This is a genomic window from Johannesbaptistia floridana, assembly GCF_057440575.1.
Genome location: NZ_JALKVM010000154.1, coordinates 1 through 18,249, shown reverse-complemented (window position 1 = coordinate 18,249; position 18,249 = coordinate 1). Strand labels below are relative to the sequence as shown.

The 18,249-nt window shown below is 35.4% G+C and carries 13 protein-coding genes and 1 riboswitch; of the genes, 8 read left to right on the top strand and 5 right to left on the bottom strand.

What is annotated here, in order from left to right:
• The 7 genes from MW688_RS10570 to MW688_RS10540 all read left to right on the top strand — a co-directional run.
• Window positions 1–260: DUF4351 domain-containing protein (locus tag MW688_RS10570; RefSeq protein ID WP_486735944.1), on the top strand; the 260-nt coding region annotated here is incomplete at its 5' end.
• A 138-nt stretch (window positions 261–398) separates the two neighbouring features.
• A complete protein-coding gene (locus MW688_RS10565) occupies window positions 399–671 on the top strand; it encodes a hypothetical protein (RefSeq protein WP_486735943.1) in 273 nt (90 codons plus the stop codon).
• 330 nt (window positions 672–1,001) lie between these two features.
• Window positions 1,002–1,754, top strand: a complete 753-nt coding sequence (locus MW688_RS10560) for a tRNA-dependent cyclodipeptide synthase (RefSeq protein WP_486735942.1) — start codon at window positions 1,002–1,004, stop codon at window positions 1,752–1,754.
• 2 nt (window positions 1,755–1,756) lie between these two features.
• On the top strand, window positions 1,757–2,518 hold the full coding sequence (locus tag MW688_RS10555; protein WP_486735941.1) for a 2OG-Fe(II) oxygenase family protein: 762 nt from the start codon (window positions 1,757–1,759) through the stop codon (window positions 2,516–2,518).
• Window positions 2,519–3,394: 876 nt separating this feature from the next.
• Window positions 3,395–5,902 carry a hypothetical protein gene (locus tag MW688_RS10550; protein WP_486735940.1) on the top strand — a complete coding sequence of 836 codons (2,508 nt, stop codon included), beginning with the start codon at window positions 3,395–3,397 and terminating at the stop codon, window positions 5,900–5,902.
• A gap of 23 nt (window positions 5,903–5,925) precedes the next feature.
• Entirely contained in the window at window positions 5,926–8,952 is a 3,027-nt protein-coding gene (locus tag MW688_RS10545; protein WP_486735939.1) for a hypothetical protein, read from the top strand.
• A 19-nt stretch (window positions 8,953–8,971) separates the two neighbouring features.
• Complete coding sequence (locus MW688_RS10540) at window positions 8,972–10,084, top strand: hypothetical protein (protein ID WP_486735938.1); 1,113 nt, start codon at window positions 8,972–8,974, stop codon at window positions 10,082–10,084.
• Here MW688_RS10540 and MW688_RS10535 read toward each other — a convergent pair.
• The 5 genes from MW688_RS10535 to MW688_RS10515 form a co-directional block, all read right to left on the bottom strand.
• On the bottom strand, window positions 10,066–10,647 hold the full coding sequence (locus tag MW688_RS10535) for a hypothetical protein (protein WP_486735937.1): 582 nt from the start codon (window positions 10,645–10,647) through the stop codon (window positions 10,066–10,068). The two genes, MW688_RS10540 and MW688_RS10535, sit on opposite strands and share 19 nt — an antisense overlap.
• Before the next feature lie 108 nt (window positions 10,648–10,755).
• Entirely contained in the window at window positions 10,756–11,160 is a 405-nt protein-coding gene (locus MW688_RS10530; protein ID WP_486735936.1) for a hypothetical protein, read from the bottom strand.
• 32 nt (window positions 11,161–11,192) lie between these two features.
• Window positions 11,193–11,289: riboswitch (Glutamine riboswitch) on the bottom strand.
• Between the two features lie 113 nt (window positions 11,290–11,402).
• Window positions 11,403–12,380: an XdhC family protein gene (locus tag MW688_RS10525; RefSeq protein ID WP_486735935.1), complete on the bottom strand. Its 978-nt coding sequence runs from the start codon at window positions 12,378–12,380 to the stop codon at window positions 11,403–11,405.
• Window positions 12,381–12,382: 2 nt separating this feature from the next.
• Window positions 12,383–13,831, bottom strand: coding sequence for an NCS2 family permease (locus tag MW688_RS10520; protein WP_486735934.1), 1,449 nt, complete (start codon window positions 13,829–13,831; stop codon window positions 12,383–12,385).
• A gap of 436 nt (window positions 13,832–14,267) precedes the next feature.
• Window positions 14,268–16,469: a cation:dicarboxylate symporter family transporter gene (locus tag MW688_RS10515; RefSeq protein ID WP_486735933.1), complete on the bottom strand. Its 2,202-nt coding sequence runs from the start codon at window positions 16,467–16,469 to the stop codon at window positions 14,268–14,270.
• 161 nt (window positions 16,470–16,630) lie between these two features.
• Here MW688_RS10515 and lnt point away from each other — a divergent pair, with 161 nt between their 5' ends.
• On the top strand, window positions 16,631–18,019 hold the full coding sequence (gene lnt / locus MW688_RS10510) for an apolipoprotein N-acyltransferase (protein WP_486735932.1): 1,389 nt from the start codon (window positions 16,631–16,633) through the stop codon (window positions 18,017–18,019).
• Window positions 18,020–18,249 lie beyond the last annotated feature (230 nt).

The following is an 18,249-nucleotide window of genomic DNA, read 5'->3' as shown; positions in this document are numbered from 1 at the left end:
AGCAAGGTATTGAGCAAGGTTTACAAAGAGGGATTGAGCAAGGAATAGAGCAAGGTTTAGAGCAAGGCTTAGAGCTAGGAGAGAAAAGCCTAGTATTGCGTTTACTCAAACGCCGTTTTGGCAACGCCATCAATCTTAATATGGAAGCACAAATCAATAGTCTCTCTCTCCCCCAAGTAGAAGCCTTAGGGGATGCTTTATTAGATTTTTCTGTGATTGATGATTTAAATCAGTGGTTAGAAGATAATCCCACCGAATGAGATTTCAATCTTCAATGATGATATCCATTGCTCCTATTCAATATATACTTACACAGAGTACAAGGTATGGTAGACAGCGATCGCCGAATTTAAAGAATTAATTTCTACTTTTTTCCTAGAATTCCTGGTTCTAAAGAATTGGCAATCAATTATCTATGGGAGTGCTGTGGCAAAGAAACAGGATCAAAAATTCCCCAATTCCCCCTAAATTTGCATTGCCATCTCGATCTCATCTCGGAAATTAAGCTAGATAAGCTGTATACTGGAAAAGAGCTGATTAATATTTTGAGGTCTCTGACTATTCCGAGACTTCTCAAAGGGGCGTTCTTCATTGATCCAGATACTGGTGATCGGATCTGGGTACAAGTTTCTCTTAAAAGAGAAAAGAAAGATTCTCCTTCTGTCGAATAATGCTCACAATAAAATGCTTCAGGGCTATTTCATTCTAAAAATGTTCTTGAGTAAGTCTAGCCCAAACTGGCATTTTTCTTTGATTCAATAGTTATTAGGGACTGACATGATGAAAAGTTCAATTACTTTTTTGAAAGACTTTTACCACAACCAAACGATTTGAAAAGCGTAGGTTTTTATGATGCTGATTATGAATCGGCAGGGCAGGGCTTTCTATGCGGATGCGAAAAGCAACCTTCATCAGATTTACCCACACCATCATAGTCAACAATAGAGCGAAGTACTGCTAACGTCTTTTTGTTTTTATATTGCTTGTATTAAAGAAATTTTATGACTTTTCGTTCACCACTTGATTCACAAGAGTTAAATAATTCTCAAGACTTAAAATTGATTCTTGAGCCTCAATACTGGGCTAAGGTCGATTCCGTTGCTCCATTGTCTGCTAGAACGAGTTTCGAGCAGCTTGATTCTTGCTTTTTGGGAGTAAGTCTTGAGAATGATCGTTTTACACCAGCCAAGTTCAAAGCAATGCTTGAGTGGGTTTCACGGAGATTTTCACATTGTATAGTGTTGGTTGGAGATAGTATTCACCGTATTAATTTAGAGATAACGGGGCTACATGAGAAAGTCGCACTGGCTAAAGCTTTGGAAATTGGTAATTTTTTTGTTCAAGATAATGAACACATTCTCAATTTATTTGAACAGCAAACTGAGTTCACTTTCGAGACTTGTAGCCGAATTCAGACCTTGAAGGATTATGCATATTTTCACCAGTGCCTCCAAGCTTTTTTTGAAAGCAACGCTAAATTTCGGTCATCGGTTGAAGCATTCGGGCGTAAATACCATACCAGACGATCAGGCAACCTGAGTGATGTTTTGCTGGAGCAACGTATTCGTCGATCTTGTGACTACTTTTTAGAAGAATTTGCAATTTTTGCCTGTCTTCAAAGGCATGGGTATTCGGTCATGGTGTATCCAGGAACATTTAGCACATTAACTGAGATTGTCAATGGTGAATATCCAAACCTTCCTGAAGAAATTAAGCAACTAGTAATAGTATCCCTTCATTTTAAGAGGCGCTGACCATGCATCCAACTGCTTCTAATTCAACTTCTAAAATACGTCCGGGTAAAATCTATCAAGATGTTTATGAAAAGCGCGTAGATAACGAACGTGCTAAAGTGCAGGGAGTTATCGAAACAGCAACAATAAAGAATGGCGTACTCGTCTTTATAGATTCAGATGCACGGAAGCGCGCATTCACTGACGGTATATTTTTTCTTGAGATTCCTGATTGTCTTGATGTATCTATTGGTGATGCTTTTTCCAGCCAATTTTATATGGGAACTTCTGCACCACCCTACGGTCGCTTTCGTGATTTAGGTGCGGAGTCCTTTGGTGATCCGCTCCTCGGTTTTCATCAGCGCATCAATCAGATCGAACAATTCCTGCTTGAGCGACGGTTTTGGGCAGATGTCTATCCTCGGGAGATATCAAATCTTGGCAATGCTCTGACATCTCTTTCAGAAATAGTACTTTGCTCGGTTTTAACTTATATTGGACTGCCAAAAGATTTTTGGGAGCGTGCAACTGGAAGTTGTATTCGTGGAAAAGGCTCGTACCACCTGACATTCAATCATTATCGTCCAATTTACAAAGGCATTGGACTTAGCTCTCATAAAGATGATGGCTTTATGACTATTCTTCGGACGAGCACTCCTGGGCTTGAAATAAATCGCAAGGAGTGTTGGGAAATGGTACCTGTAAAACCGTCCCACTTTGTCATTAATTTTGGGGTTTTGTTGCAAAAAACAATGAAGTATAGAAAATTTCTATGTATCTCGTAAGTTTTAAGCAGCAACCTCAAAAAGCATTTCAATAAATTCTTTTTGAGCTACACTATCTTTAAATCAGTGGTTAGAAGATAATCCTACCCCATGAGATTTAAATCTTCAATGATGATCTTCATTGCTTCCATTCAAGGTATAGTTAAACAGAGTACAAGGTATGGTAGACAGCGATCGCCTTTTTAAAGAATTAATTTCTACTTTGCTCCTATTCAATGTATACTTACACAGAGTACAACGTATGGTAGACAGCGATCGCCGAATTTCCAGAATTAATTTCCACTTTTAAAGAAGAGAAAATAAGCTTAAATCTAAACCCAGTCAAAGTTTGAGAGTTATTCAGCAAGCCCTATATAGCCTTTTCTAAGAAGCGTGAGGTACATTTTCCTCATATCTTCCACCAGAACTTATGTACTAATTTTTAAGGAAAAATGTTCTTTATGGTTAATTCTCTATAATCTTTGTCTCCTAGGCTTATTAGACTCAAAAACGTTATCTTTCTTTACATATACTCTCTTGACATTATAAAAAATTCCTAAATAATTATCAGATTTTTGGAATAATGATGTATTATAAATTTATCAAAGTAAATTAAGATACCAAAATCTTCCTGTTGTCCCTATTAATAGGGAAAATAAGAAAAATAATAATTAATTTTTCAGTCTTGTGAGGTAAACTTAATACCTGTTGTCTCCTTCTGCCTCTTACCTCAGATTATGGGAATTGCTATGTAGCGTTTCCAAATAAATCTAAACATAGAATTACGGTTTTTCTTATTCTTAAAAATCTTTATATTTACTTTTTCCTCTTCTCTGTTTTTTGTGCCTCACAAGATCCGGTTATAACTTAAATGAAAACACTATATATTGAAATATTATGAATAATCAATCATCTAAACTCATTAAATTCAAAGAATTAGCCACAACTATTTCTCAAAAAACTAATTCAATTCCTCGTGAAAGATTAGCTCAAGAAGTCTGGGGAAAATCAGAATTATTTGATTGTCTCGAACAAATCCAAACAATCGCCTCTAAATTAGCAGCAAAAGCAACCTCCCCCGTTGCAATTGGTATAGTGGGAGAATTTTCCTCAGGAAAAACTTTACTCCAGGGAAGTTTAGTTGGCTATGCTAATGCTTTACCTGTAAGCGAACAAGCTACCACAGGTAATGTTACATCTATTTACATAGAACCACAAAAACAACTCAAGACAACTGAATTTAGTAAATTCAAAGTTACCTATTTAGACAAAAAAGAAGTGGGTTTGTGCTACAGGTACATGCTGCAAGAAACACAAAAAAAAGCAAAAGCAGCAGGATTAGAATTGAAAAATATCAGTGATTTTAATAATGTTATTAACTCCCTCAAATTCTTATGGAATAGCACCCAAGACCCAGATTTACGATTCTCTATAAGAGAATTAGTAGAATTTTTACGTGTTACCCATGCCTATGGAAAAGCTTTGTTAAAAAAAAGTTATTTAATCAAGGCAGAAACGGCAAAAGAAGGCTTGAAATTGGCAGATTTTCCCCAAAATTTACAAAGTCAAGCCTTTGAAGACTTGCCAGAAACTCCCACAGTTTTACCTCAAGCCCCTCAAAGATTAACACCAGAGTTACTCAAAAGAAGTTTTCCGCTAATTAAGCGCATCGAGTTAAATGTAAAAGTATCTCAGCAGATTTGGGATTTATCACCTTTAGAAGGTGTAAGTAAATTTACTCTACTCGATTTTCCAGGTTTAGGCGCAGCTAATTCGGGGATGAGAGATACTTTTTTATCTCTTCAAGAATTAGAAACGGTACAAACTATTTTAGTTTTGCTCAATGGAAAACAGCCTGGTCGTGGTGATGCTAATAAATTATTTACTATGATGCAAGAGCACCACAAAGAAGATATTAGAGACCGCATCATAGTAGGTATAGGAAGATTTGATCAACTGCCTATTGATAGCGATAGTGGTGCTATAATTATCGAAAATCTAATTAACCAGCCAGAAAACTTAACAGAAGCATCACTATTAAATAGCCTTAAACCACTACAAACGGTTATGAGCAATGCGGAAGCTTTTACCTCAGAAACTAAACGTATATTATTTTTATCTCCACTACTAGGGTTGATTCATTTATCTCAACTCTCTAGTGTAATTAAAGTTGGGTCTGAAGATTTTTTAGCTAACCTTAATTATCAACAACAAGCTAAATCAGTTCAAGAAAAATGGAAAAAAATTAGCGATAAATTGTTAGCATCTAATCCTCGGAGTGACTTGGGTAAAAAATTGGCAGACCTTAGTAAAGATGGAGGGATTGATAGACTAAGAAAAGCAATTGTTAACCATGTTAGAGACCACGGAGTTAAACAATTAGAGAGAGACACAGAAGTTATTTACTTGGAGTTGCGTCAACAACAAGAGCGCTTAAAAAATATTCTCGAAGTTAATCAAGAACAAGGTCTTTATTATCAAAAACCAGAAAATTTAACTAAGCTAGAAGTAAGTATCAAAAATATTATTCAAAAGTTTAATAGTTTTGCTGGGGAATTAGATAAACAAAGCTTGCAAAATCGTCAAGGAGTTGACTTAAGTACCATAGTAAAAAAAGAGGTAAATTCTGAAGTAGCTAATTGGCAATATTGGAATTTACTATTTAGTAGGGTGAAAAATGGTAAAATAGCCAAAATTCAATCAAATAAATCTGGAGGTATCACTGATGTACTCTTAAAAAAATCTAAAAAACAAGAGACGGTTTATCCATCTAAAAGTGAAGATTTTTTTCAAATATTTACAGAAACTATTACTAAGCTAGAAGAATTTGTAAAAAAAACCGTAGAAGAATGTTTAAGTTATCTATTATCTCAACTGTCTAATGATTTGGCTGAAGAAAGAAATTATCTGACAACAATTATAGGTTCTCAAACAGGAGATGAAGCGGATATACTATCAAAAGCATCAGATCCTCAAAGACACTGGTTAGAATTAATTATTCAAGATGATGATGTGAATTTTCAAGCTGGAGTTATTCAGTCTGAAACCATCTTTCCTTTACCTCGCGCTGATGAAAATAATCAAAATGGTTATCTATTTCCTTGGCATCCTCAAGGAACAGATACTAATCAAAACAATCATCTCATACTACTTGCACAAATAAAAAATAATATAAATAATACTGCTTCTTTGCATTTAGTAGAATTAGCTAATCAACTTAATAAAAAAGTTTATGATATATTGCGAGAAACAATTAAAGCATTTGTTGAATTACTCCAAGAACTATATCAAAATGAAGAATCACTGAGAAAATTAATCACAACAGAAGAAGATAATCTAGATAATAGTTCATCAATACTAGTTCAGAAATTGGCAGAAATCGCAGAATTTTCTTTAACAGATTGATTGAAAGGCGAGCAAAAAGAAAAATGCCTCAGCATAGACTTCCTGATTTTTGGTTTGACCAAAACTCAAATAAACCCATAAATACTAATAAAAAAGAAAAAATGGTAAACTCTAATCAAACAATTCAATATCCGGGATTTTTAGCTATTGACTTAGGTACTTCTAACTCAACTGTTACTCTTCATGATCCAAAAAGAATAATTATGCCAAGGGGTTTACCTCAAGAGCAAAAACAAAAATTACGCAATAATTTAAAAGAATGGTTAACTTTAGAGACACCAAAAGAGTTAGGTAATATTAATAAGCAAGAATGGAGCGATTTTATTACAGAAATTACTAAAAATCTCGCGATCAATCCCCAGGAGTTAACTAATAGTATTAGTAGAGATGAATTTTTGCTAGAATTAATTCGTCAAATAGAAACCTGTTTAGTAACTAAAAGTAAAGAGTTTAGAAGGTCAATCAGTCAAAAAATATACGAAGTATATTCAGAAGTATTTCGGGTACCTTTAATGCGATCGCGCAACTTTTTTCCAGTAGAATTAGAATTAGAAGCTCAAGAAACTGAAATTATAAGTGAACTAAAAATAGAAACTTATGACAATCCTCTAGAAATTGTGATGGGAGAAAGGGCTAAACAAGATCGTCAAATAGAAATTGCCAGCGCACAAAATCCCGAAGACTGGAATAAAATTAAAGGGCGTTACCATCATTCACCTAAACGTTATTTTGGTCAAGATAAGGTTTTTTCCCTATTTATAGAAGAGCAAGATGAAAGTTGTTTTATTGATATTCCAGCCAATGAGCTGATTAAAGCTTCTTATAATGAGCTAATTAAATTAACGAAAATTTATCGTGAAAATAATTATAGCCAATTTGCTGAAGGATATTTTTACACAGCAGTGGTAACATATCCGACTGTAGCATCTCCTGTAGTAAGAGCTAAATTAGAAGAAATCATCGCTTCTTTAGAAATTGTTGATGTGCAAACAGCTTATGATGAGGCAGTTTCTGTAGCTATTTTTTTCCTGTGGCGTGAATTTGGTGGGAACCTAAATCTAGGAATTGAATCATTTAAAACCCGTTGTCATTACTATAGGAATAAATGGGCACAAAATGTGTTAGTAATTGATATCGGTGGTGGAACAACGGATATAGCTCTAATTAATCTGAGTTTAGAAGAAATAAATCCTTTTGACCAAGGAGAAGATCGCGGCTCAGGGGGAAGATATTATAAGCTTACACCAAAAGTTTTAGGAGCATCGGGACATTTACAATTAGGGGGAGAGTTAATGACCCTCTCTATTTTTCTTTGGTTAAAAGTGGCGATCGCAGATTGTCTGCTGACAGCAGTAGAAGCAGATAATCTCCAAAGCGAATCTTTAATTAATCTCGTCCCCTCTTTAGATGAAGTCTTTCTCAAAGATGGACATTTTGTATCAGGTAGTTTAATCAAACAAATAGATAAACTCAATCCTCAATTTGATAACAATTACAGTAAAGCCCTGGATGCTGCCGAAAAAGTTATTCCCACTCGCTGGGAATCTCATTCTGAGAGATTACAAACTTTTTATACTCTTTGGGAATATGCAGAAGAGGCAAAAATTAAACTCAGCAACAACAGTAGTGATGGCACTTTTGTTTTTACTCAAGAGCAAATTGAAATTCTTTTAGACCAAAACACAACTCTTCAATATGAACAGATACCACCTAATCATCTTACTGTCACCCTAACTCAAGCACAGTTTCAACAGCAAATTCAGCCGATAATCACAGAAGCGATTAATATTGCTAAAGGATTAGTGAAAAATCGCCTCAAAGAAGAACAAAAACATAACCCTCAAGGGGCAAAAATAGACTGGATGATTCTCTCAGGAAAAACTTGTAATTTAACTCAAGTGCAAGCAGAAATATACAAAACTTTCAGTCAATCGGAATATTTTACATGGAATCCAGAAAGAATAACTTTTGTACCTGAATATACCAAAATAGCAACTTCAGCGGGAGCTTGTTATGCTGAAATGCTGCGAAGATTAAGATTTGATCCTCAAGAATCAAAAGAGATCCTGCGTACTGGTGCTAATCAACTCTATATAGACGTTAAAAACTTATTTTATTTTCTTCCTTGTTCTTTTAAGCGAGATACTCTAACTCAAGATCCAATTTCACTGTTTGAAGCAGGGACAAAACTAGCTCAACTCTCTCCTGATGAACCATTACTCAAAGCTCGTAGTCAATGGCAAGGTATTCAATTAAGTACTCGTGTTTATCGTCAAGATTATCAAGAACAAAGTGAATTATTTAACTGGGGTAACTTCAATGGTCAAGAAATTGCTAGGTCAGTGAATATTACCAATGACGATCAATTTCTCAATCTCATCTCTACACAATTTGAAATTGATCAAAAACTGCAATTTCAATTATTTCTCTGCCGTGGCAAAAAACCTCATTACCAAATTAACACTAAACTACCTAGTATTAATGTAGCCTCAGCCGCAAAGCAAGTTTATTCTAGTTTTTCCCTAGGAAAATTGTGTTGGAGAGTCCCTCAAACAACAGGAGAAAATCATTCTCTAGAAATTGGCGATATTGCTATTAATGTACAAGAAGCCAATGCAGTCGCTTCTCCACAATCTTACACTATTATTTTTAAAGCTATAGATTCAGAAAATACTAACTCAGAAATTTTTCATTATCAACCTGAAAAAGAGACCAACTCAGGACGAGGAATTATTAGTAACCCTTTAACTAGTTTTCCTCTTTCGGGAAGACATACATTCTATATGTGTGTAGATAATAGTACTGAAGATGTTAGTTGGGAAAGAATAGGAGAGTTAAGTAAAATTGATGGTGTAGATGACTCCTTGTGTCAATATCGCGCCACCATCGATGACCAAGCTATTATCAGAATTCACGCCGGAGAAATTCCCTATTTAGTTTCTGATGATCCTCAATGTCTGAAAACACCAGGAACAGTATATATTACTAAATTAGAATTGCAAAAAAATGATCTAGATGAACATAGAGATCCCTTTTCAGGTAAACATTAACATATTAATTTAAATCATTATGGAAAAAATTAAGCAACTATTGCATTTAAAAAATTCAGATTTAGCCAAGTTACTGCACTGTAATTTATTGGGATTAAAAGCTAATTTAGAACAAGCTTTAAAAGAATATAGTGCCGATCCTGGTCTAAATATTTCTCAAGACATTATTACTGAACTAGATAAGCTTTTAGTCTCTCTTGAATCAGAAGTTATCGAATCCCCGCAACCAGAAGTTATAGAAAATTTTTCTCTGGACAATCTCTACCAAGAAATAACCTCTGACAAACAATTAGTATCTTATTTAGGAAAACCACCTGAATTAGACACCAGCAATGATGCTCAATTTTGGCAGGAGATGCAGCTACTATTTCTCCGTCTTCCTGAAAATATAGCCAAATTTTGGCAACAAAAAGCTCTAACTTTTGTAGAAAAAGTTGGAGGAAAACCACAGAAAATGGCCCCAAAAGCGCTACCATATCCTTCTAAAGAACTTATTTACTACGGCTTAGAATTAGAAAAAACTAATACCAAATCTAAAAGTTTAGTTTTTAGTCAAAAAGCCAAAATAGATGAGAGAATTAAGTTAACTCCAGGAGACGAAGAATTATACTTATTAGCTTGTGTCGTTTCTAGCTATATTACCTTGATTGAATTAGATTCAAACTTACATCATGCCTTTAAAGATGTGTTTCGATTTGGGTTAAGATCTTTACAAGATTCCACAGAACGAGAAAAATATATTCAGGCTTTGATTAAATGTTTCCACAACTGTCAAATAACCCGCAAAAGTGGCACCATCATTAAGTATCTTCATGCGAGAATCAAGTTAGATGAAGCAATTAATTCTCTAGTATTTTATCCTCCTACAGCCCCTGACTCCTGGTGGAGTAAACTAAAACAAGAATCGAGACGTACTCTCAATACTTTAGCAGAAACAGCTAGAAAGGAAAATAATCAAGTAGTAATTCGTCCTCTGATGGGAGTTTATGCCGATATTCGTAAATTTTCTAAAGATGATATTCAATTGGACCGCGGTGGTACTCCTGGAGAAGTCTTAACCTGTTTACGAGTTTATAGTAAAATTAACCAAGAAGAAGTAGAGGGTAGAGTTCTTTATCGTTCTTTTAGATAAAATCTTCGGTAATAAACCATGAGAACAAACAAAAAAGAGGCACAGGCGATCGCCCCAGGAAATAAAACTGTTGTGATAGAATAATGTTCCAAGGCCATAATAGCTATACCATTGCGTAAAATCACAATTATAAAAAACCGCAATTGTTCATCAAAAGGATGGACATAAGATTTTAAAAACGTTGGTACAAATCCTAACATATCAACAAAAGTTAAAATTATAACTGCCCAAAGAGGATTATTAGTTAAATACCACATAGGAAGTGACGAAAGTGCAACAAAGAAAAAGAGCCAGTCTACTCGGGTAATTAAATTACTAGCTCTTTTTCTGTAAGCTAGTCCTGCCACTGCAAATGTAATTATAGCTGATATTCCAGTGGGCCAAGCACCTATACCACCATCATCAGCTAACTGTGCAAAAAACACAATCACAGTGGTTATTCCCCAAATTACCCAGGAAAAAACGTGTGGTTTAGTTTTGCCTTTGATAATCGAGCTTATGTAGGGAAAGAAAGCATAAAGCGTTAAAATAATTGCGATAGTGCTGAGAGTTTCTTTAGTCATCAAGTTTCAAGTTGTTCAGGTTGTTTTCTACCTTGATGAGGTATTTCCCCCTCTCTTATCCATAAGAAAGGGGGATCTATTAATATTGAAATTCTTTAGGCAAAAGCTTTACTCATCGCTAGTTGCTGTTTGACTAGATTGACTTTGATACTCCTGTTGTGTTTGTGATTGTTGATTATTTTGACTATACTCTTCTTGTTGACCATTTTGACTAGATTGACTTTGCTGATATCCTTGGTCTTCTTGGGAATATTGTGCTTGTGACGGATTATTTTGCCCTTGATTTTGTGTATATTCTTCAGGTTTTTGAGCGTACTGCTGTTGATTGTTTTGTCTTTGGCTTTGTTGGGCTTGTTGTTGCTGATTATTTTGCCATTGACTCTGTTGGTCTTGCTGTTGATATTGTGGCTGTGAATTTTGATAGTTATTTTCAGCAGCATTAGCAGGCATTACTATCAAAGTTCCTAGGGCAAAAACCAAGGCGATTGAAGCTAATAATAGTTTACGAATCATTAGAAAATTCTCCTAAATACGAGGTTGACTGTAGCGCGTTCCTTCAGGTTTTTTAACCTTACTTCCGTCTCTCATTAGTTAAACTTTTAGTGATTAAAAATTGTCAATTAAAAAATAGAGATGAACGTTTATTTATTCGACATTTTTATCTTAGCACTTCAATAATCAAGAAACATTAATTAATCGATAGGGAAAACCTCACCTAATTGGAGAAAAATTATCTAAGCATTAACTACTAAAAACTATAACTTCTGTGATAAGGGAATTCCAGTTCCGCCTCTTTGGACTAAAATCAGTTCAGCAGTAATACTAACAGCAATTTCTTCTGGAGTTAAAGCACCAATATCTAAACCAATGGGGGCATAAATTGAATCTAGAGTAGATGGGGGAATTTTTAGTTCTTTGATAGCTCGGTGTAACATGGTTATTCTTTTTTTAGAACCAATCATGCCGAGATACTTATAAGCAATCTCTGTGGGATTTTCAAAAATGCTCTTCAAAGCTTCTAAATCATACTGATAACCTCTAGTTACCATAGCTATATATAACTGTGAATGATTAGCCAATTGAGTTATTACTGAGGAAATCGCAGTATTGAAAATCTGGGCAGCTTGGGGATAACGTTTTTGATTAGCCCATTCCGGGCGATCGTCTTGAATCATCACTTGAAAACCGACCAGGTGGGCTACTTTAGCCAATTGTTCTCCTACATGACCTGCACCAATAATCAGTAGAAGAGGAGGAGGTGTTAAGACTTCTAAAAAACCCGGTTCTGTAGTTGTTTTAGTTGTTGACTCCTTAAGCAGATAGGGAGAAGAGTTCGGAGAAAAGGGGGTAAAAAGATCAACATTTTGTCCTAATTGGAGAAAATTGAGAATCTCTTTGACTAGGGCTTTAGCCTTTTCTCCAGACCATTTTTCCAACCATACCTCCATAATTCCCCCACAAACTCCCTCTGTCTGTTTATGAGTTGCACCGGATAAGTCTATATTTACCTGTTGCTTTTCCCCTGTTGCTAAGACAACTTGAGCCTGTTTACAGACTTTCGCTTCTCCTGCGCCTCCACCAATAGTGTTTAATATTTCTCCATCGGCACAGATAACCATCTTAGCACTAACTTCTCGTGGTACTGAACCTTGGATACTAACGACTGTGGCTAGGACAGCATCTCCTTTATAGAGAGCGTCTAATAGTTGGGAAAAGACTTTAACAGAAGACATGTTTACCCACCAAAACGAAGTGTCATAAATACGAATCTTGCCACGAAAACAGCAGCTAAAATCCAAGTAGCTAGAGGAACATCTTGAGCTTTTCCTTGGAAAGATTTTACTAGAGGATAGGCAATAAAGCCAATTGATAAACCTTCAGCGATGGAAAAACTCAGAGGAATCATAAAGATAACTAAAAATGCCGGAATTGCTTCTCCTAAATCTCCCCAATCAACGCTTAAAACATTGGACATCATTAATACCCCCACAATCACTAAAGTAGGAGTAGTGGCGTAGGCAGGAATAGCTTTTAATAGAGGCACAAACAGAATTGATGAGGCAAACAGAATAGCCGCGACAACTGCTGTAAATCCAGTTCTACCACCCTCAGCCACACCAGCGGCTGACTCTACATAGGTAGTTACACTGGAGGTTCCCACAATCGCTCCCCCGGTTGTAGCCACAGCATCTGCCATTAATGCCTGATTTGCCCTGGGTAATTCGCCATTTTCGTCTATATATCCAGCCTTGATACCTACACCTGTGAGGGTACCAATTGTATCAAACATATCCACAAAAAGAAAAACAAATAACACGGCGAAGAAATTTAAGAAGTTACCACCATTGATTCCCGCGACGCCTATGACTGCTTGTCCAAATAAATCTTTAGGAAATGGTGGTAATTCAATGATTGCTAAAGGAGGTGCTGGGCTTACTTGTAAAATCCAGCCTAGAATAGCTGTAGCTAAGATACCCCATAGTAATCCCCCTTTTATATGACGAACTACGAAAGCGGAAGTTAGTATGATCCCAAATAGGGCAATCAAGGTATTGGGTTCGGTTAAACTACCAAAGGTTGTTGTCGTAACTTCATTGCCGATAATAATACCAGCACCGCCCGTTTCTGGATCCCCTCCTAGTCCTAAATAAGCAATAAATAAACCGATTCCAGCTCCGGTGGCACTTTTGAGACTCATGGGGATAGCTTTAATGATTTGGCGGCGAACATCGGTTAAGGTTAAAGCGATAAACACCAAACCTTCTACAAATACTGCCGCTAAAGCTAGACGCCAATCTATACCTAATCCTAAAACTACAGAATAGGCAAAAAAAGCATTTAGCCCCATTCCTGGTGCTAAACAAAAGGGATAATTAGCAAATATGGCCATTAAAAAAGTTCCTAAAGCAGCAGAAATCCCTGTGGCTACTACTAATTCAGCAAATAAGTCTCCTGCTTCGTTGAGAAAAATAGCGTCGGAGAGAATCATGGGATTGACAATTAACACATATCCCATAGTCATAAAGGTGGTAACACCTGCAAAAATTTCTGTACGAAAGTTAGTGTTATACTGACTAAATTTAAAATATTCCGCTATCTTCCCCTGCCAACCTGTATATCTTATATGGGTAGTCGGCAGCGGTTGTGATTCTGTTACTTCTATTTCATCATTTTTCCTATTCATGGAATTTTCAGCTCCTATTTCATTTGAGAATCCAACAGGCGCTTTCAATGGTATGATCTTTATTCACTTTTTTTTGTTATTTTCACCACATTTAGCTAATAGGGAAAATGCTAATATCATAGGTTAAATTTATTTTTAAAATTTGTCAAATCTATAGCTACTTGCATTTCTTGTTTTTTGTCCTTTGAGAATTTCAACTACCCCCATATCAAAGCACCAGTACTTATGTACTAAATTAACCTCAGAAAAAGTTCATTTCTCGTATTTCCTAAGATCGTAGCAAAGGTCAACCAATTTTTAAGCGCGATCGCATTAATTCTTTAACTCATTACTTCAAAACTTCAAGACTTCAAGACTTCAAGACTCAACCTCAACCAGTAACTTTTGATAAAGATGCAAGATCTGAGTTTGGCGAGATCTCTTCGAGATCGCCCTATCACTCTACCCAATGTAGCACATCACGAATGATTGACCATCGAGGCTTAGCCACAGATTCTACTTTTCCTTGTATCCAATAGTTGTAGAGAGAGGAAATAGTGCCATCTTGTTTTTTTAAATTTAACCAAACATTGATTACCTCTGTTAACTTATTCGCATCTTCAGGAAGAGGGTAACTCATCGGAATATTGATGATTGGCTGAGGTACAACTACTGTATAATTGGGATAGAGAATAGCCCAAGCTGCCGCTATCTCTGCTGGGAGAATCAAAGCATCAAATTTTGGTTCAACAGGTGTTAAAAAATCTTTAACATTAGCATCTATAACAGTAATATTTGCTTGAGGGAGTAATCCTTTTATCTTAGCGATATAGTAAGAAACTCTTTCGGGAATAGCTAAACTAAGTTGGGGGTTTTTGGTTAACTCTTGCCAAGTATTAAATTTATTTTTGAGATGGTCTTGCACCAAAAATCCTAAACTCATATTAATTACTGGGTCTGTAAATTTTACTAATTCAGCATTTTGCGGAGTAGTAGGAAAGGATGGAATACCTATGTGACAGTAATTATTCTTAAATTTTTGACTTAGTTTTTCTAAACTGTAACTAACATTGTCTAAGGGCACAAATTCTAATTGTACTCCCAATTCTTTGGCTAAAATATAAGACAATTCTACATCTAATCCCACTAAGTCTCCTTGTTGATTAAAATAAGATAGAGGATAAATATTTTGGCGATAACATACACGCATTTTCTGATTTAATTTAATTTGAGCTAAAGGATTAATTGGTTCTTCTGGTTGATTGAGATTGGGAATTGAATCAGAATTTTTATAAACTTTAGCCGTTTGTTTTGGTTTGACTCGTAAAAGTTCTAAATTACCTAAAAGTTCATCTTGGGTGTAATTATTGGGAAAAATATAGGTAAAAATAAAATTCACAGATCCTAAAGCTAAAAGCATCAAAAGTATTGAGATAATCCATATCCGAATTAATTTTCTTGGTCTAATTTTAATTAACCCCTCTAAAGCACAAGTGCCTAAAATCCCTAGACAAACTGTGTGCATAGCAGCTAGTAAAGTCCCAAATCGAGCGGTAAATACTTCAACTGTTATATATAATTGCAGCATATCCACGGGAATTTTAAATAGGTTTAATAAAAAATTAGTAGCCAAGGTGCCATCAGCAAATAAAACCGCCGCACCAGCAATCAGAAAAGTCGGATATTGCAAAATAGTTACAGAAGAGCCCACATACCAAGCCGCAAAAGGAATAAAGGCTAAAGATAACAGTTTTCCCAGATTCGGAAAGTTAAAAGAAGCCGGAATCAACACATCTATTGAAGCGCTTGTTAATTCATCTTGTCCTAATTTGCCTATTAACTTTTTACTATTGTCTACTAAAATAGGCAGAACTACTAGTAAATTAGCTGTAGCAAAAGCTGTGACTAAAGGTGCCCTCACCGCATTGACAATATCTATATACTTAAGGGAAGTGCAAGCTGAAACTAGAGCAGGTAAAACCCAAAAGGTTAAAATTAGAGAAATTAAACCATGGATTATTATATATACTTGTAACTTATTTAAATCTTCTAATCTCAAAGTTCCTGCGGCATTAGCGGCGATCGCGAAAACCCCAAAAGGAGCTAATTGAGCTACAAAACGAGTAATAATGACTAACCCATCTGTTAATTTAGCGAAGACTTCCATTACTGTCTTCTTATCTTCCATGGTTGTAAAAGCTAATCCTAAAGCTATACTAAAAGTCACTACGGAAGGAATAACCGTATTAGCCATAGCGCTAAAAGGATTAGAAGGTAGAAACAACTCCAAAAAATTTACTTGTAAAGGCGGTTGAATTAAACTGGTGCTAAAAAAAGAGGCAGAAATCCACTCAGGAAAGCCCAAAGGCACTAGAGATAAAGCGATAAAGACAATTGCCCATAACCCTAATAAGACAATTCCACCTCTAATAAACAAGGCTTTGGCATTAGCAAAATTTAAGGAACCTAAACCAGAAATAAGTGAGAAAATAATATAGGGGATAATCGGCATTTGAAACAATCGAATATAAGCCACACCCAGTAAAGAAAAAACTTCTGCTGACTCCCCTAAAAATAATCCTGTAAAAATACCTAAACTAAAACCTAGCAAAACTCTCAAAGCTAAATTTTTACGGAAACTATAAACTAACCACTTCATTTTTATCCTGATTTAGTATAATTAAAATATTACTCTTGATACACTTCATGATGGACTTATCAAAAAAATACTTACTAAAATAAATTTATATAACTTTTTTGAATAGTTTGATTTTAAATTAATTAATATTATAAAATAAATTTATTAAAATAGTTTAGATTATGGTAAATTTATCCAAGATAAGCTGGTTACTATTTCCTATTCTTGCCGCTACAATTTTTGCTGTATCCTTTCCTCCGTACAATTACAGTTTTTTAGCTTTTTTAGCTTTTGTGCCTCTATTAATATCAGTAATTATAGCTAAAAATGGTTTACAAGCTCGTGTTTCTGGTTTGATATTTGGTTTCACTTTATATAGTTTAACCTTAAATTGGTTGGGGGAAATTTTTAATAGTTTTGCTTTAAGTTTATGGATAGTGTTGTCTATATTTACAACATTATTTACCTGGTTAATATTTTTAGTAAACAAAAGATGGAATCAGGAGATAGCCCTAAGCATTGCGCCTTTTTTGTGGTTAGGAATAGAATACTTGAGATCTGAATGTTGGTGGCTTAAATTTGCCTGGATTACGCCGGGTTTTTCTCAATCTAGTAATTTACTTTTACTCCAGTCAGCTTCTTTTATAGGAGTTTATGGAATATCTCTAATCGTTTTGGGAGTAAATAGCGCTTTGGCGTATTTTATCTTATCCCCAAAAAGTGGGAGTAAAACCCTAATTACTACTGTAGTTTTGCTAATTGTCATTCATATTGGGGGGAGTTTGAAATTAGCAAATGTAGCCGAAGGTAATTTACCAGTGGGAGCAATTCAAACTGAATCTAGCAATCTTACTACAAATATTAAATTAACCAAACAAGTAGCACCAGAGTCTCAACTAATTGTCTTTCCAGAATATTCAGTTTTAGACTATGTAGACACAGACACAGAAACTTTTGCTCAACTATCTCAATTAGCCAAAGAAACCGAAAATTATTTAATAGTGGGAGCCAAAGAAAAAGTAAAGGGTAATACATCAAAATTTTATAATACAGCTTTACTTTTAGCGCCTACAGGGGAAAAAATTGGTAGTTATTACAAAATTAATACCGTACAATTTTTCGACGACGGAATTCCGGGAGATTCTTTTCCAGTATTTCCCACAAAGCTAGGGAAAATTGGTATAGCGATTTGCTATGATATGGATTTTTCCAGAGTTTTGCGGAATTTGGTAAGGAATGGGGCAGAAATTTTAGCAATACCCACCTATGATGCAATGTGGTGGACTGCTAAACAACATTATCAACACTCAGCCATGGCACCTCCTCGCGCTGTAGAAGTTAGAAGGTGGATAATTAGAGCAACAAGTTCTGGAGTTTCCCAAATTATCGACCCCTATGGTAGAATTCAGACAAGTTTAGGAGTAGGGGAAACTGGAGTTATTGCCGGGCAAGTTGAAGCTATATCTAGGTTAACTTTTTATACTCGTTTTGGTTACTTACTAGCGCCTATTAGTTTAATTTTAGTAATCTCTTATATAGTTTATGAGTTGATTAAAGCTTTTGTGAAGTAGCGATCTCGTGGGAGATTGTTGGGTTTCATTCTTCAACCCAACCTACAAGCTATGCGATCGCATTTACACAAAATTATCAACGTAGGTTGGGTTAAACGACAGTGCAACCCAACACATATCATTCCCAGATGGAGATTGTTGGGTTTCATTCTTCAACCCAACCTACAAGCTATGCGATCGCATTTAGGTTAAACGAGAGTGCAACCCAACATATATCATTCTCAGATAGA